Origin of the sequence: Anaeromyxobacter sp. PSR-1 (assembly GCF_000964525.1) — a bacterium.
Taxonomy (GTDB): domain Bacteria; phylum Myxococcota; class Myxococcia; order Myxococcales; family Anaeromyxobacteraceae; genus Anaeromyxobacter.
Genome location: NZ_BAZG01000058.1, coordinates 1 through 22,739 on the forward strand (window position 1 = coordinate 1; position 22,739 = coordinate 22,739).

Annotated in this window: 25 protein-coding genes and 1 pseudogene; 14 read left to right on the forward strand and 12 right to left on the reverse strand. The window is 75.5% G+C overall.

Annotated elements, in window-relative coordinates; genetic code table 11:
* On the forward strand, positions 1 to 1,098 hold a 1,098-nt coding region (locus tag PSR1_RS10970), incomplete at its 5' end, for a DUF3943 domain-containing protein (RefSeq protein WP_059437616.1).
* Positions 1,099 to 1,117: 19 nt separating this feature from the next.
* Here the strand turns inward: PSR1_RS10970 and PSR1_RS10975 are convergent.
* Entirely contained in the window at positions 1,118 to 3,982 is a 2,865-nt protein-coding gene (locus PSR1_RS10975) for a DUF748 domain-containing protein (protein ID WP_059437617.1), read from the reverse strand.
* 74 nt (positions 3,983 to 4,056) lie between these two features.
* Between PSR1_RS10975 and PSR1_RS10980 the strand changes: the two genes are divergently transcribed.
* From PSR1_RS10980 to PSR1_RS10995, 4 genes are all read left to right on the forward strand, one after another.
* Entirely contained in the window at positions 4,057 to 4,977 is a 921-nt protein-coding gene (locus PSR1_RS10980) for a pirin family protein (protein WP_059437618.1), read from the forward strand.
* 114 nt (positions 4,978 to 5,091) lie between these two features.
* Positions 5,092 to 5,439, forward strand: coding sequence for a conjugal transfer protein TraR (locus tag PSR1_RS10985; RefSeq protein ID WP_059437619.1), 348 nt, complete (start codon positions 5,092 to 5,094; stop codon positions 5,437 to 5,439).
* Between the two features lie 60 nt (positions 5,440 to 5,499).
* Entirely contained in the window at positions 5,500 to 6,261 is a 762-nt protein-coding gene (locus PSR1_RS10990) for a class I SAM-dependent methyltransferase (protein ID WP_059437620.1), read from the forward strand.
* Positions 6,262 to 6,542: 281 nt separating this feature from the next.
* Positions 6,543 to 6,983 (forward strand): hypothetical protein, encoded by a 441-nt coding sequence (locus PSR1_RS10995; protein WP_237757918.1) that lies wholly within the window; start codon positions 6,543 to 6,545, stop codon positions 6,981 to 6,983.
* Positions 6,984 to 6,990: 7 nt separating this feature from the next.
* Here the strand turns inward: PSR1_RS10995 and PSR1_RS11000 are convergent, their stop codons facing one another.
* Positions 6,991 to 7,374 (reverse strand): hypothetical protein, encoded by a 384-nt coding sequence (locus tag PSR1_RS11000; protein ID WP_059437622.1) that lies wholly within the window; start codon positions 7,372 to 7,374, stop codon positions 6,991 to 6,993.
* Between the two features lie 90 nt (positions 7,375 to 7,464).
* On the opposite strand from PSR1_RS11000, the gene PSR1_RS11005 reads away from it, so the two are divergent.
* Positions 7,465 to 7,842 (forward strand): DUF1841 family protein, encoded by a 378-nt coding sequence (locus PSR1_RS11005; protein WP_059437623.1) that lies wholly within the window; start codon positions 7,465 to 7,467, stop codon positions 7,840 to 7,842.
* Positions 7,843 to 7,885: 43 nt separating this feature from the next.
* Positions 7,886 to 8,266 (forward strand): fluoride efflux transporter CrcB, encoded by a 381-nt coding sequence (gene crcB, locus PSR1_RS11010; RefSeq protein WP_059437624.1) that lies wholly within the window; start codon positions 7,886 to 7,888, stop codon positions 8,264 to 8,266.
* Positions 8,267 to 8,283: 17 nt separating this feature from the next.
* Here crcB and PSR1_RS11015 read toward each other — a convergent pair whose 3' ends face one another.
* Positions 8,284 to 8,886, reverse strand: a complete 603-nt coding sequence (locus PSR1_RS11015) for a molybdenum cofactor guanylyltransferase (RefSeq protein WP_059437625.1) — start codon at positions 8,884 to 8,886, stop codon at positions 8,284 to 8,286.
* A gap of 62 nt (positions 8,887 to 8,948) precedes the next feature.
* Between PSR1_RS11015 and PSR1_RS11020 the strand changes: the two genes are divergently transcribed.
* On the forward strand, positions 8,949 to 9,284 hold the full coding sequence (locus PSR1_RS11020) for a tetratricopeptide repeat protein (protein WP_059437626.1): 336 nt from the start codon (positions 8,949 to 8,951) through the stop codon (positions 9,282 to 9,284).
* A complete protein-coding gene (locus tag PSR1_RS11025) occupies positions 9,281 to 10,105 on the forward strand; it encodes an enoyl-ACP reductase (RefSeq protein ID WP_059437627.1) in 825 nt (274 codons plus the stop codon). The genes PSR1_RS11020 and PSR1_RS11025 overlap by 4 nt, the downstream gene beginning before the upstream one ends.
* A 6-nt stretch (positions 10,106 to 10,111) precedes the next feature.
* Here the strand turns inward: PSR1_RS11025 and PSR1_RS11030 are convergent, their stop codons facing one another.
* From PSR1_RS11030 to PSR1_RS11045, 4 genes are all read right to left on the reverse strand, one after another.
* Positions 10,112 to 10,768, reverse strand: coding sequence for an MBL fold metallo-hydrolase (locus PSR1_RS11030; protein WP_059437628.1), 657 nt, complete (start codon positions 10,766 to 10,768; stop codon positions 10,112 to 10,114).
* A gap of 85 nt (positions 10,769 to 10,853) precedes the next feature.
* Entirely contained in the window at positions 10,854 to 11,237 is a 384-nt protein-coding gene (gene erpA / locus PSR1_RS11035; protein ID WP_082100221.1) for an iron-sulfur cluster insertion protein ErpA, read from the reverse strand.
* Positions 11,238 to 11,356: 119 nt separating this feature from the next.
* Complete coding sequence (locus tag PSR1_RS11040; protein ID WP_059437629.1) at positions 11,357 to 12,058, reverse strand: SDR family oxidoreductase; 702 nt, start codon at positions 12,056 to 12,058, stop codon at positions 11,357 to 11,359.
* Between the two features lie 4 nt (positions 12,059 to 12,062).
* Entirely contained in the window at positions 12,063 to 12,620 is a 558-nt protein-coding gene (locus PSR1_RS11045) for a cob(I)yrinic acid a,c-diamide adenosyltransferase (protein WP_059437630.1), read from the reverse strand.
* Between the two features lie 58 nt (positions 12,621 to 12,678).
* Between PSR1_RS11045 and PSR1_RS11050 the strand changes: the two genes are divergently transcribed.
* Positions 12,679 to 14,019: a hypothetical protein gene (locus PSR1_RS11050; protein WP_059437631.1), complete on the forward strand. Its 1,341-nt coding sequence runs from the start codon at positions 12,679 to 12,681 to the stop codon at positions 14,017 to 14,019.
* 7 nt (positions 14,020 to 14,026) lie between these two features.
* On the opposite strand, the gene PSR1_RS11055 is transcribed toward PSR1_RS11050, so the two are convergent.
* Positions 14,027 to 14,788, reverse strand: coding sequence for a hypothetical protein (locus PSR1_RS11055; RefSeq protein ID WP_059437632.1), 762 nt, complete (start codon positions 14,786 to 14,788; stop codon positions 14,027 to 14,029).
* Positions 14,789 to 14,921: 133 nt separating this feature from the next.
* On the opposite strand from PSR1_RS11055, the gene PSR1_RS11060 reads away from it, so the two are divergent.
* The 3 genes from PSR1_RS11060 (at position 14,922) to PSR1_RS11070 (ending at position 19,099) form a co-directional block, all read left to right on the forward strand.
* Positions 14,922 to 15,890, forward strand: a complete 969-nt coding sequence (locus PSR1_RS11060; protein ID WP_059437633.1) for a diguanylate cyclase — start codon at positions 14,922 to 14,924, stop codon at positions 15,888 to 15,890.
* A gap of 168 nt (positions 15,891 to 16,058) precedes the next feature.
* On the forward strand, positions 16,059 to 17,630 hold the full coding sequence (locus PSR1_RS11065) for an ATP-binding protein (protein ID WP_059437634.1): 1,572 nt from the start codon (positions 16,059 to 16,061) through the stop codon (positions 17,628 to 17,630).
* Positions 17,627 to 19,099, forward strand: coding sequence for a sigma-54 dependent transcriptional regulator (locus PSR1_RS11070; RefSeq protein ID WP_059437635.1), 1,473 nt, complete (start codon positions 17,627 to 17,629; stop codon positions 19,097 to 19,099). Before PSR1_RS11065 ends, PSR1_RS11070 begins: the two co-directional genes overlap by 4 nt.
* Before the next feature lie 58 nt (positions 19,100 to 19,157).
* Here the strand turns inward: PSR1_RS11070 and PSR1_RS11075 are convergent, their stop codons facing one another.
* The 3 genes from PSR1_RS11075 to dksA form a co-directional block, all read right to left on the reverse strand.
* Positions 19,158 to 19,925, reverse strand: a complete 768-nt coding sequence (locus PSR1_RS11075) for a hypothetical protein (RefSeq protein ID WP_059437636.1) — start codon at positions 19,923 to 19,925, stop codon at positions 19,158 to 19,160.
* A complete protein-coding gene (galU, locus tag PSR1_RS11080; protein WP_059437637.1) occupies positions 19,922 to 20,791 on the reverse strand; it encodes a UTP--glucose-1-phosphate uridylyltransferase GalU in 870 nt (289 codons plus the stop codon). Before galU ends, PSR1_RS11075 begins: the two co-directional genes overlap by 4 nt.
* A 65-nt stretch (positions 20,792 to 20,856) precedes the next feature.
* A complete protein-coding gene (dksA, locus tag PSR1_RS11085; protein ID WP_059437640.1) occupies positions 20,857 to 21,225 on the reverse strand; it encodes an RNA polymerase-binding protein DksA in 369 nt (122 codons plus the stop codon).
* A 93-nt stretch (positions 21,226 to 21,318) separates the two neighbouring features.
* Here dksA and PSR1_RS11090 point away from each other — a divergent pair, with 93 nt between their 5' ends.
* Positions 21,319 to 22,194, forward strand: coding sequence for a hypothetical protein (locus tag PSR1_RS11090; RefSeq protein WP_059437638.1), 876 nt, complete (start codon positions 21,319 to 21,321; stop codon positions 22,192 to 22,194).
* Here the strand turns inward: PSR1_RS11090 and PSR1_RS24530 are convergent.
* Positions 22,179 to 22,739, reverse strand: a pseudogene (locus PSR1_RS24530) (HNH endonuclease); the annotation flags it as partial. The gene PSR1_RS11090 and the pseudogene PSR1_RS24530 overlap by 16 nt on opposite strands.

Below are 22,739 nucleotides of genomic sequence, written 5' to 3' on the forward strand. Positions count from 1 at the left end.
GTGAACCAGTTCGGCCACCCGTACCAGGGCACCTGGGCCTTCTCGGCGGCGCGCTCGGCCGGCCAGGGCTTCTGGGTCTCGTCGGCGTACGCGTTCGCGGCGAGCGGGCTCTGGGAGATCGCCGGCGAGACGGAGCGGCCCTCGCGCAACGACCAGGTCACGACCACGGTGGCCGGCATGGTGCTGGGCGAGATCCTGGGCCGCTTCTCCGACGCGCTGCGCGCGGAGGGCGGGACCTGGAACGGCGTGGCCGCGGCGGTGCTCTCGCCCATGGGCGCGGTGAACCGGCGCCTGCTCGGGCCGACGCGCCCGGAGCGCGCCACCTCGTCGCGCTGGGCGCTCGCCATGGGCGGCGCGACCGGCGACGCCACCGGCGACCGCGGCACCTGGGGCGGCGGGGTGGGGCTCGACTTCGCCTGGGGCCTGCCGGGCGATCCCGAGCTCGCGCTCGAGAAGCCGTTCGACCACTTCGTGCTGGAGGCGCGCTACGGCTTCGCGCGCGACCCGGACGCGACCGTGCGGGCGCGCGGGCTCCTCGCCGGCCGCAGCTTCGAGGCGGCGCCGGCGCGCGGGCTGTACGGGCTCTTCCTGCTGTTCGACTTCGACACCCCGCAGCGCTTCCGCGTCTCCACCAGCGCGCTCGGCGCGGGCGCGAGCGCGCGCGCCGACCTGGGCGGCGGCCTCGCGCTGGAGGGCGATCTCGTCGGCGCGGCCGTGATCCTCGGCGCGGCCGGCAGCGTGGACCGCGGCGACGACGGCAAGGGGCGCGACTACCGGATCGGCCCCGGCGCGCAGGCGCTCGCCGGCCTCGACCTCGTGGCCGGGACGCGCGCCCGCCTGGGCGTGGTCGCGCGCCAGTACCTGATCTTCGGCGAGGGCGAGGTGGCCGGCGACGAGCGCATCGCCGAGCTGGGCGCGCGGGGGTCGGTGCGGATCCTCGGCGCCCACGCGGTGGCGGTGGACGTCGGCCGCCACCTCCGGCACGCCACCGCCGACGCGAGCGGCCCGGTGCGCGAGGCCGGCTGGGCGTTCCAGGTCTCCTGGGTGATCCAGGGCGGCGTCGCCCCGAGCGCCGCGGACTGGGCCGTCGAGCTGTAGGGTCCCCTCGCGCCGGGGGTCAGCGCACGCTGAAGTAGACGCGCGCGCCGCCCTCCTTGCGGGCGCGCTCGCCGCCCTGCGCGAGGAAGAGCCGCGCCTGGTCCAGGCCGGCCGCGAGCAGCGCCTCCCGCGCGCGCTGCGCCCGCTCGGCCGCGAGCGCCCGGTAGGCGTCGTCCGGCACCTGCGCCGCCGCCGCGAGCCGCTCCTCCATCTCCTGCGGCGCGGGCGCCGGCGCGGCCTCGCCCTTCGCCGCCGGCGGCGGGGCGGGGAAGGCCGCGTGGTACGCCGCCTTCACCAGCCGGACCCGCTCCTCGGCGCCGAGCGTCACCTCGTCGAGGCTGGCCGGGGCCGCGCGGAGCGTCTCGGCCTTGGCGCGGCGGAGCGCGCGCTCCAGCGCGGCGCGCCGCAGCGCGGGGCCGTCCTGGGCCGCGTCGGCGGAGCCCTCCAGCTCGAGGCCGAGCGTGGGCCGCTGCCCGAGCGACCGCGCCAGCAGCGCGATGCGCTCCTTCGCGGCCGGCAGCGGCTCGGCGGTGCCCGGGGTGAACTCCATCATGGACAGGTCGGCCTCGCCGCCGCCCACCAGCGACGCGAGCGCGGTGAACGGCGAGGTGGCCACCTTCACGAGCACGTTCAGGATGGTGCGCCAGATCACCTTGCCGAGGCGGAACTCGGGGTCGTCGAGGTTCCCCTCCACCGGCACGTCGAGCAGGATCACGCCCTCGCGATCCTGCAGGAGCGCCAGCGCCAGCCGCACCGGGACCTTGGTCGCGTCCGGGCTGTCGGTCCGGTCGCCCAGCGTGAGCTGGTTCACGCGGACCACGTTGGTGGAGGTGAGCGCGCGGTTCACCACCGTGTACCTGAGATCGAGGTCGAGCTTCCCCTTCTGCAGCCCGTAGCCCAGGAACTTGCCGGCGTAGGGGCCGAGCGGCGAGAGGTCCACGCCCTCGGAGGCGACCACCAGCTCCGTGTACGCCTCCTTCTGCAGCGGGTTGAGCGTGCCGGTGACGCGCACCGGCGAGGCGCCCTCCACCTGCAGCCGCACGTCCACGCTCGACCGGACCTTCGGGTCCGAGGACAGCCGCGTCACCGTCGCCTGCGCGCCGGTCAGGTTCACCACCGCCGCGGGCGTCACCGAGCGGTCCACCATGGCGAGCCGCCCGCCCACCACCTCCACGCTGCCGATGGCGGTCTGCCACGCCGGGCCGGCCGGCGCCGGCTGGGCCGGCGGCGGCGGGAGCGCGCGCGCCACGCTGGTGGCGCCGTCCTCCCAGACGTAGGCCTTCACCCGCGGCTCGAGGAGCCGCACCCGGCGCACCGTCGCGCGCGGCGGAGTGGAGGCGGCGTCGATGCCGGTCACCTCCAGCGCCTTCCACCGGAGCAGGTCCTCGTTGCCGGCCTCCGCCACCGCGAGCGCGTCGAGCCGCACGTCGCCGGCGAACGTCCAGCGCGGCGCCTTGCCCCCGAGGTCGTAGCCGACCGTCGCCTTCGCGCCGGCGCGCCCGCCGGTGAGCCGCGCCACCAGCGACGCGTCGAGGTACGGCGCGAGCGGCACGAGGTCGAGCGCCTCCGCCTCCAGCGCGAGCGTGCCGCGGTCGCCGAACGGGCGGACCTCGCCCTTCACCGCGAGCCGGCCGCTGCCGTTCCAGGCGAGCGAGGCGGTGAGCGGGCAGGCCGTCTCGGGGCCGGGGCGGATCCCGTCCAGGGTCACCGCCACGTCGGTGAGCGGCAGCCGCACCGGCCGCGCCGTGGAGCGATCCTCGAGCTCCACCGCCAGGCCCGAGACCGCCAGCGCGCCCACCGACCACCTCCACGGCTCGGGCGACGCGGGGGAGGGCGGCGGCGCCATCCGCGCGAGCTCGAGCTTGCCGTCCTGCTCCAGGCGGGCCCGCACCGATCCGCCGCGGACCGCCACGGTCGCGACCGACGCCTCCTTCGCGAGCGCGTCCACCTGGATGCCGGCGACCTCCACCCGCGGCAGCCGCACCGGCGCGTCGGCCTCGCCGCGCGGCGCGAGCGCGAGGCGCTCGACGGTGAGCTTGCCGCCGGAGGTGCGCAGCACTCGCGCGTCCGCGCCCCACGCCAGCTCGTAGGCGGTCTCGAGGTCGAGCACGCCCTCGGCCAGGTCCACCGGCGCCTCGTCGTGGATGTAGGGCGCGTACTTGGGCAGCTGGATCCGCTCGAACGCGAGCGTGCCCGAGGAGCGGAGCGGCGCGCTGCGGACCGTGCCGGTCCAGCGGAACGTCTCGCCCGACTCGGTGGTGCCGGTGAACGAGTACGGGCTGTCGCCGCCGCCGCGCGTCCGGAAGGCGTCCAGGCGGACGGTGAGCGGGCCGAGGGTGGTCTCGAACGCGGGCTTGCGGGTGGCGTCGCGGAACACCACCCGCGCCTCCTCCACCGCGAGCCGCCCGATGGAGAGCCCCAGCCCGCCGCCCTCCTTCTCCGGGGCCGCGGGGGCGCCCGGCTCCGCCGCCTTCGCGTCGCCGGCCAGCAGGTCCTCGAACGTGAGCGCGCCGCGCGGGTCGAGGCCGACGTGCAGCGCCGGGCGCACCAGGCGGATCTCGGCGAAGCCGAGGTCGCCGGCGAGCAGGCGGAGCGGGGCGAGCCGGACGTAGAGCGAGTCCCACGCCGCGAACGGCGCGCCGTCCGCGTGCTTCACCCGCAGTCCCTCCACCGTGACCGAGAGCGCGAGCGGGTTGACCCGCACGCGGTCGATCTCGACCGGCCGGTGGAGCGCCGCGGACGCCTGCTTCACCGCGATCCGGCGGACCAGCGACGGCGCGGCGAGGAAGCCGAAGGCGGTGTAGAGGACCAGGAGCGCGCCCAGGACGGCGGCGGCGCGGAGCCAGCGGCGCCGGCGCGGCGCCTTCGGGGTGGTGTCGGACATGTGCGCCTCTTAAACCCCCGGAGGGCGCGGCGCGCAAGCCGGCGATTCCGGGGCCCCAGCCGAGGACGATGACCATGGGTGAGGATGCGGCGAGCACGGCCCGGCACGGGGCGATCGAGACGGTGCTGGTCCCGCGCACGCGCGAGCTCGGCGGGGTGCGGGTGGGGCGCGTGCTGCCCGCGATGCAGCGGCGGATGGTGGGGCCGTTCGTGTTCCTCGACGAGATGGGGCCCGTGCTGTTCCGCGGCGGGGACGGGCTCGACGTCGCCCCGCACCCGCACGTCGGGCTCGCGACCGTCACGTATCTCTTCGAGGGCGAGCTGCTGCACCGCGACAGCCTCGGCTCGGTGCAGGTGATCGCGCCGGGCGCGGTGAACTGGATGACCGCGGGGCGCGGGATCGCGCACTCGGAGCGGACGCCGCCCGCGGCGCGCGCCGCCGGCGGCCGGCTGTCCGGGATCCAGAGCTGGGTGGCGCTGCCGCGCGCCCACGAGGAGGACGAGCCCGCGTTCGCGCACGTCGCGGCCGAGGCGCTCCCGGCGCTGGAGGACGGCGGGGTGCGCCTGCGGGTGATCGCCGGGGCGTTCGCCGGCGCGCGCTCGCCGGTGCGGGTCCTGTCCGAGACGCTCTACGTGGACGCCGCGCTCGCGGCGGGCGCCCGGCTCGAGGTCCCGGCGGACCAGGAGGAGCGGGCGGCCCTGGTGGCGAGCGGCGAGCTCGAGGTGGACGGCGCCCGCTTCCCGGCCGGGCAGCTCCTGGTGCTGCGCCCGGGGGCGCCGGTGGTGCTGCGCGCCCCGTCGGACGCGCGCGTGCTGCTCCTCGGGGGCGAGCCCATGGACGGCGAGCGCCACGTCTGGTGGAACCTCGTCTCCAGCTCGCGCGAGCGGATCGAGCAGGCGGCGGCGGACTGGCGGGCCGGGCGGTTCCCGTCCATCCCCGGTGAGCGGGACCCCGTCCCGCTGCCGGAGCGGCCGCCGGGCATGCGCATCCGCTGACGGCGCGCCGTGGCGCGCGATGCCGCAGGCCTGCGGGGGACGCGGCGGACGCGGCGCCGGAGGCTATGCTGGTCACGTTCCCCCGCGCGAGGGGAGCCGGAGAGGAGGACGGTCATGGTGCGCAGCGCAGGGAGGCTCACCGCGGCGCAGCTCGAGACGCTCCGCGGGAAGCTCGAGGCGGAGCGCAGGCGCGTGCAGCGCCTGCTCGCGACGCCGGTCGAGGCCGTGCCGGCGGAGGGCGAGCGCACCGAGCCCGAGGAGGTCGCCCAGCGCTCCACCGAGGCCGCCCACCACCTGGGCGTGGCGGAGCGCGAGCGCGCGCTGCTCGCCGACATCGATCGCGCGCTGGCGAAGCTGGACGCGGGCACGTACGGCGTGAGCGAGCGCACCGGCGAGCCCATCGCGTACGAGCGGCTGGCGGCGGTGCCCTGGACCCGCGTCGCGGCCGAGGACGAGGAGTAGGCGCCGGCTCGGCCGGGGAGGTCGGTTGACGGCGCACCGCCGCGTGCGCTCCCTCGGCGCATGACCTTCGCCGTCCCCGCCGCGGCCTACGACCGCTTCATGGGCCGCTACTCGCGGCCGCTCGCGCCGCGCTTCCTCGACTTCGCCGGCGTGGGGGAGGGGCCCGCGCTCGACGTGGGCTGCGGCCCGGGCAACCTCGCCGCCGCGCTCGCCGAGCGGCTCGGGCCCGCGCAGGTGGCGGCCGTCGATCCCTCGGAGCCGTTCGTGGAGGCGTGCCGCGCGCGCGTGCCCGGCGCCGACGTGCGGCGCGCGTCCGGGGAGGCGCTGCCGTTCGAGGACGGGGCGTTCGCGGCGGCGCTCTCGCAGCTCGTGCTCTCGTTCGTGAAGGAGCCGGACCGGATGGCGGCGGAGCTCGGCCGCGTGGTGCGGCCGGGCGGCGTGGTCGCGGCGTGCACGTTCGAGGCGGGCGGCCTCGCGCTCGCGACCGCGTTCTGGGACGCGGCCATCGCGCTCGATCCCGCCGCGCCGGACGACGCGCGGATCCCGTTCCGGCGCCTGCCCGAGCTGCAGGCGCTGTTCGCGCGCGCCGGCTTCCGCGAGCTCCGGGCCGGGACGCTGGACGTCGAGGCGCGCTACGACGACTTCGAGGACGACCTGTGGCGCTCGCTGGGCGCCGGCATCGGACCCATGGGCGCCTACCTGGCCGCCCAGCCGCCGGAGCGGCAGGCGCTGCTCCGCGACGGCTGCTGGGAGCGGCTGGGGCGTCCCTCCGGCGCGTTCACGCTTCCGGCCCGGGCCATCGCGGTGCGCGCCCGGGTCTGAGACCATCGGGGAGCGGCCGGATCGGCGCGACGCACCGCGCGATCGTGGCGCATCGCCCCGGCGATATCGGCGATCCGTCCCACCTCTCCGCGGCGTCCCATGCTGCCGCACCCGCATCGCGTCCGGAGGTCGTGTGTCACGGTAGCAGTGGCTACCCGGTCTGCGCACCAACGCCTACGCTTCACTCCACGGTTCACGGGGTGCGTGCGGTGCGCGTCGCGATTCCAGCCCTGCTCTTGCTGACGGTGTCCACGTCCTGCGGTCGGGGGCCGGACCTCGTCGTGCACCAGACCGCGGTCGTGCTCGACACCACCGCGCCGTTCGCGCACCACCCGGACTTCGCGCGCCGCCTCGAGTCCACCATGTCCGCCGCGCTCGAGTACTGGGGCGGCGACTGGAAGGTCCTGGCGCACCGGACCGTCACCTTCCAGGACGAGCAGTTCGTGGCGTGCGGCGGGATGGGGACGGCGCTCGGCTGCTTCGACGGCGACATCCGCCTCACCACGCGCGATCCGTCCATCGGCACGTTCCGCTGCGTCGAGGCGACGGTGCTGGTGCACGAGATCGGCCACGCGGTGATCGGCGACCGCGACCACCGCGACCCGCGCTGGATGGACTTCGAGCGCGTGGCGCAGGAGCTGGCGGGCCGCATCGGCTACCCCGACGGCAGCGCGCCCTGCGAGCTGTACCCGAGCGTCTGGCGGCACGTGCCGGGGAGCTGAGGCGGCGCTACCTCGCCTCGCGCCCCCCGGTCTTGCGCTCGAGCTCGTCGATCTCCAGCTGGAGGTCGGCCGCCTTGCGGCAGGCGCGCGCGTTGCTCCGCTCGCGCAGGAACGTCTCCAGCCGCCCCGACATCCCCACCGGGCGCTCGCCGCGCCCGAGCGCGAGGCACTGCTGCTCGAACCAGCTGCGGTCCACCTCGCCGAACAGCCGGCCGATCACCCCGCCGTCGTCGCCGCCCTCCGGCGCCGCGGCCTCGCGGTAGTCCGCGTAGAGGTCGTCGAGCGTGCTGCGGAGCTCGCGGCGCGAGTCGAGGAGCTTCTGCTCGGGCGTGCGGCAGCCGAGCGCGAGGGCGGCGGCGAGGACGGCGGCGGCGAGGGTGCGTCGAGGCATGGCGGCATGGTATCGCGGAGCACGCCCGCGCGCCCTGCGGGCCTTGCCCCGGCGGGCGCTCCCGGACAGGATCCCGCCCGCGGAGGAACCGTGGACTACGACGCCGATCACGCCCCCGACCCGAGCGCCTGGCTCGCGGCGGACGAGGACGAGCGCCTCCGCGCCGTCGAGGCGCACCACGCCGGCCTCGCCTCGCACGCGCGCATGCCGAAGCCGCGCCTGCACGCCGCCCTGCACCTCGTGGTCGAGGCGCAGCTCGCGAGCGGCCAGCCGCCCGAGGCGCGCCGCGCGCTGGAGCGGCTCCTGCGGGGCGGGCTGCCGCGGCACGAGGCGGTGCACGCCATCGGCCTGCTCGTCGCGAACGCGGCCAGCGCCGCGCTGGAGGGGCGCGCGTTCGACGCCGGCACCTACGCCCGCGAGCTCGACGCGCTCACCGTCGAGGGCTGGCGCGCGGCGGGCAAGGAGTGACGCGCCCGGTTGCCGGGAGCGCACCGCCGCGGTAAACGGACGCGTGGCCCGCCTCCTCCTCGTCTGCCTCGGCGGCGCGCTCGGGAGCGGCGCGCGCTACCTGACCTCGGCCTGGGCGCTGCGGGCGTTCGGCCCGGACTTCCCCCGGGGCACGCTGCTCGTGAACGTGTCCGGCTCGTTCCTCCTCGCCGGGATCATGACCGCGTCCTTGCAGAGCGAGGCGTTCCCGCCCGACCTGCGGCTGTTCCTGGCGGCCGGCGTGATGGGCGGGTTCACCACCTACTCCTCGTTCAACTACGAGACGCTCGCGCTGCTCGAGCAGGGCCGGCTCGCGGCCGCGGCCGGGTACCTGCTCGCCACCGTGCTGGGCTGCCTCGCCGCGGCGGTCGTCGCCACGCTGCTGGTGCGCTGGCTGGCGGGCTAGGTCTGCCGCGCGCGCGGTCAGCGCGAGAGCCCGAGCCGCGCCGCGTCCTCGGGCGTGTTCGCGTTCTCGAACGCGCGGCCCAGCGGATCCACCGCGCGCCAGTCCGCCTCCTCGACGATCCGCGCGCCCACCCGCCGCGCCAGCCCCTGCAGCGAGGGATCCCCGGCGCGCAGCTCCGCCTCGAGCACCGGCAGGCAGGCGCGCGACCAGAGCGCGTGCAGCGGCTGCAGCCGCCCGCCCCAGCGCACCACCACCGCCGGCGCGCCGGCCCGCAGCCCGGCCAGGAACGCGATGGGCGCCTCGGCCAGGAACGGCATGTCGCACGCCGCGGTGAAGACCCACTCCGTGGACGCGGCGGCGAGCGCGGCGTGCACGCCCGACGGCGCGCCCTTGCCCGGGAGGGCGTCGGGGATCACGCGCGCGCCGAGCGCCGCGTACGGCGCCGCATCGTTCGCGACGACGAAGGCGTCGTCGAACAGCGCACGGAACAGGCGCAGCGCGCGGGCGGCGATGGGCTCGCCGTCCACGCGGAGCAGCCCTTTCGGGAGCCCGCCCATGCGCGTGGCCTTGCCGCCCGCCACGAGCGCCCCGGTGCAGCCGGCGATGCGGACCGACGCCATGCGTCGAGTCTAGCGCGGAGCGCTGGAACCCATGGGGTGATCCGGGTTAAAACGGCCGGCTCATGACCCCGGAGCAGCGGCTCGAGACGTTCCGCAAGTTCGTCGAGAAGAGCCCGGACGACCCCTTCGCACGCTACTCGCTCGCCATGGCCCTGCGCTCCGCGGGCCGCGGCGAGGAGTCGGCGCAGGAGTTCCGCGAGCTCGCCCGCCGCGTTCCGGACTACGTGCCGACCTACCTCATGCTCGGGCAGGTGCTCGAGACGCTGGGGCGTGACGGCGAGGCGGCGAAGGCCTACCAGGACGGGGTCGCCGTGGCGACCCGCAAGCAGGACGGACACGCGGTGAGCGAGCTGACCCAGGCGCTCGAGGCGGTCCGCGCCAGAGGAGCTCAAGGATGAGCGAGCAGAACGAGACCGCGGTTGCCCACCTCCCGCTCGGCGGGCTCATGAAGGGCAAGCGCGCGCTGATCACCGGCGTCGCGAACGAGCGGTCCATCGCGTGGGCCATCGCGGAGGCGTTCCGCGCCGAGGGCGCCGAGCTGGCGTTCACCTATCCCGGCGAGGCGATGGGCAAGCGGGTGCGCCCGCTGGCCGAGCAGGCCGGCGCGAAGGCCATCCTCGACTGCGACGTCGCGAAGGACGAGGACATCGCGCGCACCGCCGCCGAGATCGGCAAGATCTGGCCGCAGGTGGACGTGCTGGTGCACTCGATCGGCTACGCGCCGCGCGAGGCGCTCGACGGCCGGTTCACCGACGTCACCACCCGCGAGACCTGGCGCATCGCCCTCGACGTGTCGGCCTACTCGCTCATCGGCCTGGCCCGGGCGTTCAAGCCCATGATGAAGCCGGGCGCCTCCATCGTGTGCCTCACGTACTACGGCGCCGAGAAGGTGGTCCGGAACTACAACGTGATGGGCGTCGCGAAGGCCGCGCTGGAGTGCTCGACGCGCTACCTGGCCGAGGACCTCGGGCAGGAGGGCATCCGGGTGAACGCCATCAGCGCCGGCCCGCTCAAGACGCTGGCCGCGGCCGGCATCAAGGGCATGCGCACCATGCTCGGCGAGAACGCCGACAAGACGCCGCTGCGCCGGAACATCGAGCAGGACGACTGCGCCCGCGCCGCGCTCTACCTGTGCTCGGACCTCGCCCGCAACGTGACCGGCGAGATCCTCCACGTGGACGCCGGCCAGAACATCATGGGCGTGGTGAGCATGTCGTAGCGGACGCTAGATGAACCGCCCCCGCCGCGGCGACTCGCCGACGAACGGGTTGGCGCGGCGCTCCTCGCCCAGCGTGCCGGACGGCCCGTGGCCGGGGTGGAAGCGCACCGCGTCGCCGAGCGGGAACAGGCGGTCCTTGATCGACCGCTCCAGCGCGTCGAAGTCGCCGCCGGGGAGATCGGTCCGGCCGACCGACCCGGCGAAGAGCGTGTCGCCGGTGAACAGGACCTGCTCGCCGGGGAACCACAGGCTGCACGAGCCGGCGCTGTGCCCCGGCGTGTGGATCACCTGCGCCTCGCAGTCGCCCACCCGGAAGGCCTCGCCGTCCACGTGGTGGTGATCGACCTGCGGCGCCTCCACCGGGTCGAAGCCGAACATCTCGGCCTGCCGGGGCAGCGCCTCGAGCCAGGCGTCGTCGGCCGCGTGGATCTGCAGCGGCGCGCCGGTGGCGGCGCGGGCCTCGGCGCCGCCGCCCACGTGGTCGATGTGACCATGGGTGCAGAAGATCCGGGTGATGCGCCAGCCGGAGGGCCCGGTGAGCGCGAGCGCCCGGTGCACCTCGGCGCCGGGATCGACCAGCACGGCCTCGCCGGTCCGCCCGCAGGCGGCGAGCCAGCAGTTCGCCGCGAACGGGCCGACCACCGCGTGGCGGACCACGAGCATCGCTTCCTCCAGACGCGAAGGGCCGAAGGGTCTCCCCTCCGGCCCGCGCGCACCGCCCGGCCACGCGGGCCGGCGAGGCGAATGCCTAGTACGAGAAGGACGAGCCGCAGCCGCAGGTGGTGCGGGCGTTCGGGTTGTTGAACTTGAACCCGGCGCCCTGCAGGCCGACGACGTAGTCGATGGTCACGCCCTGGAGGTACATCGAGCTCATCGGATCGACGTAGAGCTTGATGCCTTCCTGCTCGAGCGAGATGTCGCCGTCGCGCGGGTCCTTCTCGAAGTCCATCGAGTACTGGAACCCGGCGCAGCCGCCGCCCATGACGCCGACGCGGATGCCGTAGCCCGCGAGGCCCTCGCGCGCGATGGCGTCCTTCACCATCTCGATCGCCTTCGAGGTCAGGCTGACGAAGTTCGGGATCCCCATGTCGGGGGAGAGCGCGGTCGGGGCGACGACGGTGGTGGCTTCCATTTCTTCGAGTTCTCCATCGAGGGACGCGCCCTCGTTGACGTGGCGCAAGGAGTCTAACAGGGAGGGTTGGGCGCTTCAACGCGCGGTTGGGCCCGCACCGACAGGGCTTTTACCGTCCTTCAGCCGGCGCGCCCCGACAGGTGGCGGCCCCCGTCCACCGGCAGCACGGCGCCGGTCACGAACGGTGCGTCCGCGAGATAACGCACGGCGGCCGCGACGTCTTCCGGCGTGCCGGGCCTTCCGAGCGGGATGCGCGCCGTGAGGGCGCGGCGGCGCGCCGCGGGGTAGTGCTCCGGCCAGAGCACGGTGCCGGGCGCCACGCCGTTCACCCGCACCCGGGGCGCCAGCTCGAGCGCGAGGCACTCGGTCAGCCGCGCCAGCGCCGCCTTCGACGCCGCGTAGGCGGCGTAGCCCTTCCACGGCACCAGCCCGCCGCCCACGTCCACGACGTTCACCACCGAGCCGCGCGACCGCGCCAGCAGGGGCGCGAGCGCCCGGACCAGCAGGAGCGGCGCCCGCGCGTTCAGGTCCATCTGCGAGTCGAACGCCGCCGCGTCGGTGCCGGCGAGGGGGAGCGCGTCGAACACCGAGGCGCTGTTCACCAGCAGGTCGAGGCGGCGGTGCCGGGCGCGGAACGCGGCCGCGAGCCGGGCCGGCCCGTCGGCGGCGGCGAGGTCCGCCTGCAGCGCGGAGGCGAAGCCCCGCGGGCGGTGCGTGCGGTAGTGCGCGGCGACGGTCCACCCGTCGCGCGCCAGCCCGCGGGCGATCGCCTCGCCGACGCGGACCCCGGCCCCGGTCACCAGCGCGATGCGGTCGGCCACGGCGTCACCTCTCCCGGCGCGGGTCCCAGGCGGTCTCCGGCTTGCGCGCGCGGTGGTTCGCGACGCGCGCCGCCACGAACAGGAAGTCGGAGAGCCGGTTCAGGTAGGCGAGCGCGACCGGCGAGACCTCCGCCTCGGCGGCGAGCGCCACCACGCGGCGCTCGGCGCGGCGGCACACGCAGCGCGCCAGGTGCAGCTGCGCGGCGGTCCGGGTCCCGCCGGGGAGCACGAACTGGCGCAGCGGGGGCAGCTCCGCCTCCCACGCGTCGATGGCGCCCTCGAGCCGCTCCGCCCAGCGCTGCTCGACCGCCGGGATGGCCGAGCGGGCCTTCTCGCCGTGCGGTGTGGCCAGCTCCGCGCCCACGCAGAACAGCTCGTCCTGGATCCGCGCGAGCTGCGCGTCGATCTCCGGGTCCTCGACCTGCGCGCGCACCGTGCCGAGGCAGGCGTTCAGCTCGTCCACCTCGCCGTAGGCCTCGACCCGCGCGTCGCTCTTGCGCACCCGCGGCCCGCCGAACAGGCCGGTCTCTCCGGCGTCGCCGGTCTTCGTGTAGATCTTCACCCTGCGGTCCCTAGCAGAGCCCGTGGACGCGCCGCAACGCCCGCGGTAGGACCGGCGCATGACCGACGTCTTCGAGGGAGGGGCGCTCGCCGCGATCGGCCGCGAGGCCGCCGAGCGCGCCTGGGCCGAGGGCCTCACCGTGCGGAAGCCGGACGGCACGGTGGTGCCGATCCCGCTGCTGGCCGAGCCGGAGGTGCTCTCGCGCGCCGCGCTCGACGGGCTGGCGCGGGAGGCGGAGCGCATCCTCTCGGGCAGCGTCAAGCTGGCGCGGGCGCTGGTGGCCTCGGGCGACGCCCGCGACCGGGCCGCGCTGGAGGAGCCGTTCTCCGGCCTCGAGGCCGAGGCCATGGCGCGCCTGTTCGACGAGGCGCCGCTCGCGGTGATGATGGCGCGGGTGGACTTCCTGGTGCCGGAGGGCGGCGGCGCGCCGCGGGCCCTCGAGCTGAACGCCACCATCCCGGCCATGTCCGCCTACGCCGACCTGGCCGCGTTCGCCTGGATCCGGGCCGCCGCGCGCGCCCGCGGCAGGTCGCCGCGCGAGGCGGAGGCGCTGGTGGCGGCCTGCGGCAGCCACATGGAGCGGCTGCGCGAGGCGCTGGTGGCGGCGTACCGGGCGCGCGGCGGCGGGCGGGCCCGCCCGTCGATCGCGCTGGTGGCCCGGCCGGGCGACGCGCAGATCGGCGAGCTGCGCCGGCTGGCGGCGCACTTCCGGCAGATGGGCCACCGCGCCGAGAACCTGGTGCCGGCGGAGTGCGAGCCGGAGGCGTGGGACGTGCTGTACCGGCACGTCTGGGCGCACATGGTGGACCCGGCCGATCCCTTCGCGCGCGCGCTGCGCGCGCCCGGCAGGTACGTGCTCCTCAACCCGGTGAACGGGCTGCTCGAGGCGAAGGCGCTGTTCGCGCGCCTCTCGGAGTGCGCCGAGGACGGGGCGCTCGCGGAGCGCGCCGGCCTGGACGCGGAGGAGCGGGCCGCCGCGGGCCGGCTGCCCTGGACGCGCCGGCTCACCCCCGAGGTGGCGGCGCGCCTCGTCGCCGACCGCGAGCGGTTCGTGCTGAAGCGGAGCTGGGACTACGGCGGCAAGAGCGTCCACCTCGGCGCCGAGACGGCGCCGGAGGCGTGGGCCCGCGCGGTCGAGGAGGCGCTCGCCGATCCCCGCGCCGGCGGCTGGGTGGCGCAGGAGCGCGTGTTCGCGGTGCGCCGGCCGGCCACCCGCGTCGCGCCGGAGGGCGTCTCGCGGTCCGACCTGTACCGCGACGTGTCCACCTACTGCGGCCTGGGGCCCTCGCGCCCGTCGGGCTCGGTGGTCCGCGCCGCTGCATCACCGATCGTGAACATCCTGGGCGGCGGCGGGCTCGCCCCGGTGATCCCCGAGGACGTGATGGAGGCGCTGCGGTAGGCGAGGCCTAGGCGCCGGCGGCGGGCGCCTCGGCCGCCGCCGGCGGCAGGCGGAGGTCGCGGATCGAGGGGACGCGCGCGAGCACCTCCACCGGCCGGCCGGAGTGGTCGGTGTCGAGGTGCACGCAGAGCGCGTCCGGCCAGGCCCGCGCGTAGGCGTTCACGTGGGCGGGCTCGTTGTCGAACGCCGCCACCACCGGCCCGATGCGCTCGACGCGGCCGCGCGCGAGCGCCTTCCAGGCCTCGTCCCCGAGCGCCTCGTCCGGCTTCATGAACAGGTGCACGCGGGCGCCGTCCGGCAGCGGGAAGCCCGCCGCCCGGAACACCTCCAGCGTCCCCGGCTCCATCGCCGCCGGCCGCCCGGTGACGTAGGCCACGATCGCGCCGGCGTCGGCCGTCGCGCGCACCAGCCCGGGCGCCCCGGGCAGCGGCAGGTCGAGGCGGCAGTAGGCGCTCGTGAAGAACCGCTCGGCCCAGAACGCACGCGCGGGCCGCAGGTGGCGCGCCACCTCGTCCGGCGGGAGCCCCGCGGCGGCGAGCGCGGCCGCGAGGTCCCAGCTCGTCCAGTGCTCCGGGCGCGCCCCGAGGAGCGCGGGCACGCCCGCCGCGCGCCCGTAGTCGCGCAGGATGCGGGCCTGCCGCGGCCGGTTGTCGAGCAGCGTCGAGTCGAGGTCGAACACGACCACGCCGTCCGGCGCGCCGGCCCGCGCGCGGGCGAGGACCGCGGCCAGGATCGACGCCTGCTCCTCGATGCGTGCCCGCCCCGGCATGGGGCGAACCTATGCCCTTGGGCGGGGGTCGAGGAACGCTCCCGATGTGGGCGGCCGGCCGCGGCGGCGCGCCGTGCCTGCGCGGCCGGTGCGTGGCGGAGGTGCGCGGAAGCAGGTATGTTTCCAGGCTCCGATGGCCCCGCGCGCCAAGATCCTGGTGGTGGACGACTCGCGCACCCAGCTCGACTGGCTCGTGCGGGTGCTCGAGCGCGAGGGGTACGACGTCCGCACCGCCGCGGACGGCAAGGACGCGATCCGCAAGGTGCGCGGCGAGCCGCCCGACCTGGTGCTGCTCGACATGATCCTGCCGGACATGGACGGGCTCGAGGTGCTGCGCATCGTGAAGGCGCGGCCCGAGGACCAGTTCATCCCGGTGATCATCCTGTCGGTGAAGTCCGACCTCGACTCGAAGGTCGCGGGCCTGCGCATCGGCGCCGACGACTTCCTCGCCAAGCCGTTCGCCGAGGCGGAGATCCTGGCGCGCTGCGCGGCGATGCTGCGCATCAAGACGCTCCAGGACCAGCTCCGCGAGACGCAGCGGCGGCTCCGCGAGCAGACGCTCACCGACGACCTCACCGGCCTCAAGAACCGGCGCGCCTTCGACGAGCGGCTCCAGGAGGAGTTCCGGCGCGCGCACCGCTACTCGGATCCGGTGTCGCTCATCATGATCGACCTGGACCACTTCAAGCTGGTGAACGACCGCTACGGTCACCCGTTCGGCGATCTCGTGCTGCGGGGCGCGTCCGAGCAGCTCCGCGCCTCCACCCGCGACCCCGACATCTGCGCGCGCTACGGCGGCGAGGAGTTCGCGGTCATCCTCCCCAAGACGCACCTCTCCGGCGCGCTCGCGGTGGCGGAGCGGATCTGGAAGGAGCTGTCCGCCCGGAATTACCCCGTTCCGGCTGGGTCCGCGGGACCCGAGACCGCCATCCAGGTGACCGCGTCGATGGGCATCGCGTTCTACCCGTCGAAGGACATCGGGTCGCCCGAGGCGCTGGTCCGGTACGCCGACGAGGCGCTGTACCAGGCCAAGAAGGCGGGACGTAACACGATTTGTCTCTACCAGGCGCAGGCGTATCGCTACGAGGCGAGCGACCGTTAGAGGGCGGGTTGCCGTGTACCGCGTCTCCGGTACGCCGAAACCCGGAGGGTGTGATATCACCCGGGGGCGATGAACGACCCGGGGAGTGAACCTCCCAACCGCCTGGAAACAGGGACCTCCGATAGCGGACCGGCTGGACCCCTCTGTGCACCTTCGAGGGCGCAGCCGATGGTACCCCCGGAATCCCAGGCCGGCAGCGGCGCCCTGGACGCCCGCCCCGACTCCACCGTGCTGGTGGTGGACGACGACGAGCACGTGCGCCGCGCGCTCGGCCGCGTGCTGCGCCGCGCGCGCTGCCGCGTGATCGACGCCGGGAACGCGAGCGGCGCGCTGGCGCTGCTGGAGCGCGAGCCGGTGCAGGTGGTGGTCTCCGACCACCGCATGCCGGGCACCTCCGGCGTCGAGCTGCTGCGGATCGTGAAGGAGCGCTGGCCCACCGTGCAGCGCGTCCTCCTCACCGGCCACGCCGACTCGGCGGTCATCGAGGAGGCGGTGAACCGGTCGGAGATCTTCCGGTTCATCTGGAAGCCCTGGGACGACGCGCACCTGCGCATCACCGTCCAGAGCGCGGTGGACCAGCACTGGATGCTCGAGGAGAACCGGCGCCTCGAGCAGCTCCTCGCCGAGCGCAACGCGCAGCTGGAGAAGCTGAACCGCGACCTCGACGGCCAGCTCGCGGCGCGCTCGGCCGCGCTGGTGCGGGCCGCCGAGGAGTGGCGCGCCAGCTTCGACGCCATCGGCGATCCGCTCGCGATCTTCCGGGGCGGCGGCTGCGAGGTGGCGCGCGCCAACGCCGCCTTCGCGCGCGCGGCCGGCGTGGCGATCACGCAGGTCGCCGGGCTGCGCTGCCGCGAGCACGCGTTCGGCGCGCTCCCGTGCCCGGCCTGCTGCGACCTGCCGCGCGGCGGCACCGCCGAGCGCGAGCTGGCGTTCGGCGATCGCACCTGGGTGATCCGCTCGTTCCCGTTCGGCGACGGCGGCCTGGTGGTGACGTTCAAGGACGTCACCGACGAGCGCGAGGTGAGCCGGCGGCTGTTCCACGCCGAGAAGATGTCCGCGGTGGGCCAGCTCGCCGGCGGCGTGGCGCACGAGATCAACAACCCGCTCGGCGGGATCCTGGCGTTCGCGCAGCTCATGAGCCGCGAGGAGCGCTCCCCCGAGGACATGGAGAGCCTGCGGCTCATCCAGGACGCCGCGAACCGCGCCAAGCGCATCGTGGAGTCGCTGCTGCGCTTCTCGCGCCGCCCGCGCGAGGAGGAGCGCGGGCCGGTGGACCTGCGCCAGGTGGTGGACGACGCGCTGTTCCTGCTCTCGCCGCAGCTCCGCGCCGGCCGCTTCGAGGTGGCGCGCCGGTTCGAGCCGGCGGTCGCCGTCGGCAACGGCAACCAGCTCCAGCAGGTGGTGGTGAACCTGCTGGTGAACGCGCTGCAGGCCATGGGCGACCGCGGCACGGTCACCGTCGCGGTGGGCCCGGCCGCGCCCGGGCGGCTGCGCCTCTCGGTGGCCGACACCGGGCCGGGCGTCCCCGAGGACGCCGCGCCGCGGATCTTCGAGCCGTTCTTCACCACCAAGCCCGAGGGCCAGGGCACCGGCCTGGGCCTGTCCATCTGCTACCAGATCGTCGAGGAGCACGGCGGGACCATCCGCCTCGAGCCGCCCGGCCCGCACCCCGGGGCCTGCTTCGTGCTCGAGCTCCCGGCGGCGCAACCGAGGCACGAGCGAGGAGAAGCGGTCCCATGAACGAGGCAACCGAGGCGCGGCCGGCCCGCGTGCTGGTGGTGGACGACGAGCCGACGCTGCTGCGCGCCATGGAGGCGCTGCTGCGGCGGAAGGGGCACGAGGTCGTCGGCCTCGACTCCTCCATCGCGGCCACCCAGCGGCTCGCGCAGGAGGACTTCGACGTCGCGCTGTTCGACATCAAGATGCCCCAGCTCTCCGGCCTCGAGCTGCTGAACGCGGTGAAGCACCGCCGGCCGGAGGTGGAGGTCATCATGATGACCGGCCACGCCACGGTGGAGACCGCGCTCGCCGCGGTCCGCGCCGGCGCCTACGACTACCTCACCAAGCCGTTCGAGGACGTGGAGGTGGTGGCGCGCGCGGTGGCGAAGGCGGCCGAGCGGAAGATGCTGTTCGACCGCAACCGCCAGCTCGAGAGCGCGCTGCGCGAGCGCGAGGGCACGCCGGCCGAGGGGCTGGTGGGCAACTCCGCGCCCATGCGCGAGGTGACGCGGATGGTGGAGGCGGTGGCGTACAGCGCCACCACCGTGCTCATCACCGGCGAGAGCGGCACCGGGAAGGAGCTGGTGGCGCGCGCGCTCCACACCCGCAGCCCGCGCCGCAGCCACCCGTTCGTCGCGCTCAACTGCGGCGCGCTCACCGAGACGCTGCTCGAGTCCGAGCTGTTCGGCCACGTGAAGGGCGCGTTCACCGGCGCGCAGCGCGACCAGCGCGGCCTGTTCGACGCGGCCGACGGCGGCACCATCTTCCTGGACGAGATCGGCGACATCCCGCTCTCGACCCAGGTGCGCCTGCTGCGCGTGCTGCAGGAGGGCGAGATCAAGCGCGTCGGTTCGGCCGACCCGGTGCGGGTGGACGTGCGCGTGCTCGCCGCCACCCACCGCGACCTGCCCAAGCTGGTGAAGGCCGGCCGGTTCCGCGAGGACCTGTTCTACCGGCTCAACGTGATCAACATCCCGCTGCCGCCGCTGCGCGAGCGCGTCGAGGACATCCCGCTGCTCGCGCACCACTTCGTGCGCCGCTACGCCGAGCGGCTGGGCAAGAAGGTCCGGACGGTCGCGCCGGAGGCGCTCGAGCTCATGTGCGGCTACCGCTGGCCGGGCAACGTGCGCGAGCTGGAGAACGCGATCGAGCGCGCCGTGGTGCTGTGCCGCGGCGACTCGGTGGTGCCCGGCGACCTGCCGCCGGCGGTGACCGGGCGCACCGCGCCGCTGGTGCGCGAGGTGCCGGCGTCCGGCGACGAGGCCGCGTGGCTGGCGCTCTCGTACGCCGCCGCCAAGGAGCAGGCGCTGCGCCGGTTCGAGAAGGGCTACGTCGAGGCGCTCATGCGCGCCTGCGACGGCAACATCTCGGCGGCCGCGCGCAAGGCCGGGATGGACCGCTCGAACTTCAAGCGCGTGCTCCGCAAGTACCGCACCGACGTCGAGCCGGACGCCGAGGACGAGGGCGGCTCCTCGCGCGCGCTCGCCTAGCGCCGCTCGCCGCCCGCCCGCCCCGGGGCCGCCGCCGCGGCCCCGCCGGCGGGGCGCCTCACCAGCCCGCGTCGGGCAGGGCGGGGTTCGCGTGGGCGCGCTCGGTGGTGAAGCGCAGCCGCAGCGCGTCCTGCTCCGCCACCTCGACCGCGCGCGGGAACCAGTCGCCGCCCGCCGGGGAGCCCCAGCCCAGGAGCCGCACGTCCTGGAGGGCGCCGCCCTCGGCCGCGACGAGGCGCAGCGGCTGGAACGCCTCCTTGTCCACGAAGGCGACCGGCCGACCCTCGCGCGAGCGCCCGCCGATCACGTACGCCAGGTGCCCGTCGAAGCGGCCCAGGCCGATCTCCGAGACGGCCACGCCGCGCCGGGAGAGCGCGGCCGCGTAGGCGCCGGAGGCGTCTCCGGCCGTGGGCGCCGCGAGCAGCGCGCACGCGGCCCGGACCAGCGCGGCCGCGGCGGGGACCTGGTCGAGCCCGCCGCGCCCGCCGAGCCGCCCGTCGCGGGCGAGCGAGACCGCCGGGCGCTGCGCCTCGGCGACGCCCGCGGGCGCGAGCTCGAGCCGGCAGCGGCCCGGGACCTTCATGAGGAAGCGGGCGGGGGCGGACACCTCGCCGGTGGCCGAGCGCGGCAGCCCGGCGGACGCCGCGAGGCGCTCGGCGGCCGGCCCCTCCACCTGGAGGGTGCCGGTGACCTCGAGCGAGGAGAGCGAGAGCGAGGCGCGCTTCTCGCCCATGCGGCGCAGCACGGCGGAGGTGTGGAGGACGTAGGCGAGCGAGGGCATCGCCGCCGCGAGCGCGGCGGCCGCGGCCAGGCGGCGGAGGTTCACTTGACGAGCTCCTTCATGAGCGCGCGGAGCGGGCCCGCCAGCTCGGGGCGCTTCATCGCGTACAGGATGTTGGCCTTCAGGTAGCCGAAGCGGTCGCCCGCGTCGTAGCGCTCGCCCTCGAACCGGTACCCCAGCAGCCCCTCCTCGCGCGCCAGCACCGCCAGCGCGTCGGTGAGCTGGATCTCCCCGCCCACGCCGGGCTTCACGCGCTCCAGGATCTCGAAGATGCGCGGGGGCAGGACGTAGCGGCCGATCACCGCCAGGTTGGAGGGCGGGTCCGCCTTGGGCTTCTCGACCAGGCGGTCGATGCGCACGGTGCGCGGGTCCATCGCCTGGCCGGCGGCGATGCCGTACATGTGCGTGTCCTCGCGCGGCACCTCCATGAGCGCCACCGTGCCGAGCCCGTGCCGCTCCCAGCAGTCGGCGAGCTGCTTCGCGCCCGGCACCGGCGCGTCGATGATGTCGTCGCCGAGCATCACCACGAAGGGCTCGTCGCCGATGGCGTCGCGCGCGCACAGCACCGCGTGACCGAGCCCGAGCGGCTCCTGCTGGCGGATGGTGAGCACGTTCGCCATGTGGGCGATGTCGCGCATCTGCCTGCGCAGCTCGTGCTTTCCGGCCTTCTCCAGCCGGTCCTCCAGCTCGCCGGCGATGTCGAAGTGGTCGACGATCGAGTCCTTGCCGCGCGCGCAGATGAGGATGATGTCCCGGACGCCGGCCGCGACCGCCTCGGCCACGATGTACTGGATGGTCGGCGTGTCGACGATCGGGAGCAGCTCCTTCGGGACCGCCTTGGTGGCTGGGAGGAACCGGGTGCCGAGGCCCGCGGCGGGGATGACGGCCTTGCGGATCTTCTTGGGCGCCATGGTGCCGCCAATCTAGCCCGGCCCCGGGCCAGGCACCACCGGTGAGCGCCGCCCCGGGCCGGGCGCTATCTCGGCCGCTCCACGCGCTCCGCCTCGGTCTTGCACGCGATGCACAGATCCGTGACGGGCCGCGCGCGCAGGCGCGCCGCGCTGATGGGCGAGCCGCAGGACGTGCAGGTGCCGAACGTGCCCGCGTCGAGGCGGGCCAGGGCCGCCTGCACCTTCCCGAGCAGCCGGCGGTCGCGGTCGCGCAGGCGCAGCGCCCAGTTGCGGCGCTCCTCCGCCGTGGCGCGGTCGTTCGGGTCCGGGATGGCGATCTCGCCGCCACCCTCCGAGTCGGCCATCTCGTGGACGGCGCGCTCGCCCTGGCCCACCAGCGTCTCGAGCTGCGCCGCCAGGATGCGGCGGAAGCGTTCGGTCTCGCGTGCCTTCATGACGACCTCCGCGTGGCGATCGACGCTAGCGCTCGCGTCCGCGCGCCACAAGCGTCCTTGCCGGGGGCGCGACACGTCCCGTATCCTCGGCACGTGCACGCACGGATCCTGTGTCATGCGGCCGCGCTCCTCGTCGCGGGCGCCGCCGCCGCCGCCGAAGCTCCCCCCGCCGGCGGCCTCCCCGACGTGGCGGGCCCCCGGGCGCTCGGCCTCTCCGCCTCGATCGGCGTGGCCGCCAACAACGAAGGACTCTACGTGAACCCCGCCGCCGTCGGCGCGCGGCGCCGGTACGCGTTCGAGGCGGGCGGCATGCTGGACCGCCGCGGCTCGGAGTCCCCCGGGCAGTTCCTGAACGCGTCGGTCGTGGACGCGATGTCCTCCTCGGTGACGGCCGGCTTCGGCTTCACGCGGGCCGCCAAGGGCGACGCCGTCGGCAACCAGCTCACGCTCGCGCTCGTGACGCCGCTCGTGGAGCGGATGTGGATCGGCGCGGCCGGCAAGTGGCTCGACCTGCGCGGCCCCCTCGCCCTCGGCCGGGAGGAGATCCGCGCCGCGACCGTGGACGCCGGCCTCTTCTGGCAGGTGTCCGAGCTCTTCTCGCTCGGCGCGGCCGGCTACAACCTGGTCGCCATCCACCAGGACCAGATCGCGCCCATGGGCTTCGGCGCCGGCCTGGCGATCGGCAACGACCAGGGCGCGCAGCTCACCGCCGACTGGCGCACCGACCTCGACCGCCTCGGCAAGACCAGCAACCGCTACTCCGTCGGCGCCGAGGTGCTGGCCGGCCGCATGCTGGCGCTGCGCGCAGGGTTCATGAAGGACGAGACGCTCGACACGAACTGGTGGTCCGCCGGCCTCGGCATCGCCGCGCAGAGCGGCGCCGCGCTGGACGTGGGTTACCGCCAGAGCACGACGGACCCGAGCGCCCGCCAGATCGCCGCGTCGCTCAAGATCTACATGTTCAACTGATCGCCGCGTCGCCGCGGCGCGTACGCGTCCATCACCGCGTCCCCGAAGACCCGGCGCGCCTCCGCGAGGTTGCCCCCGGCAACGGATCCGGAGGTTGTCCGCGGTGGAGGGACCTCCACACGCCCGCGGCACGATGTGGTCGAGCTCGAGCTGGTGCGTGGAGCCGCAGCGCTCCCCGGACGCGAGGACGAAGGTGCACCGCCCGCCGTCCCGGGCCCAGACCTCGCGGCGCACGTGGGCAGGGACGTGGTCCGGCTGGGAGGGGCGAGCGGTCTTCTGTGGCCGGGCCGTGAACCCCTTGCGCCGCGCGCGGTCGGCGAGGAGCAGATCGAGGGCGGCCTCGAGGACGTTCTCGCGGGAGGCACCGGGCATCGAATGCGAGAGCGCGTCCCGGGCCGCGTCGAGCTTCTTCAGGAAGGCCTTGGAGACGGTGAGGTGCATCCGAGCCTGGTCGCCGTCGAGCCAGTCCACGGAGCTGGGCTTCGGGGCGGCGGTCGCCGCTCGCAGTTCGACAGGCTCACTGCGAGCGGAGGGCGGCGGCCCCA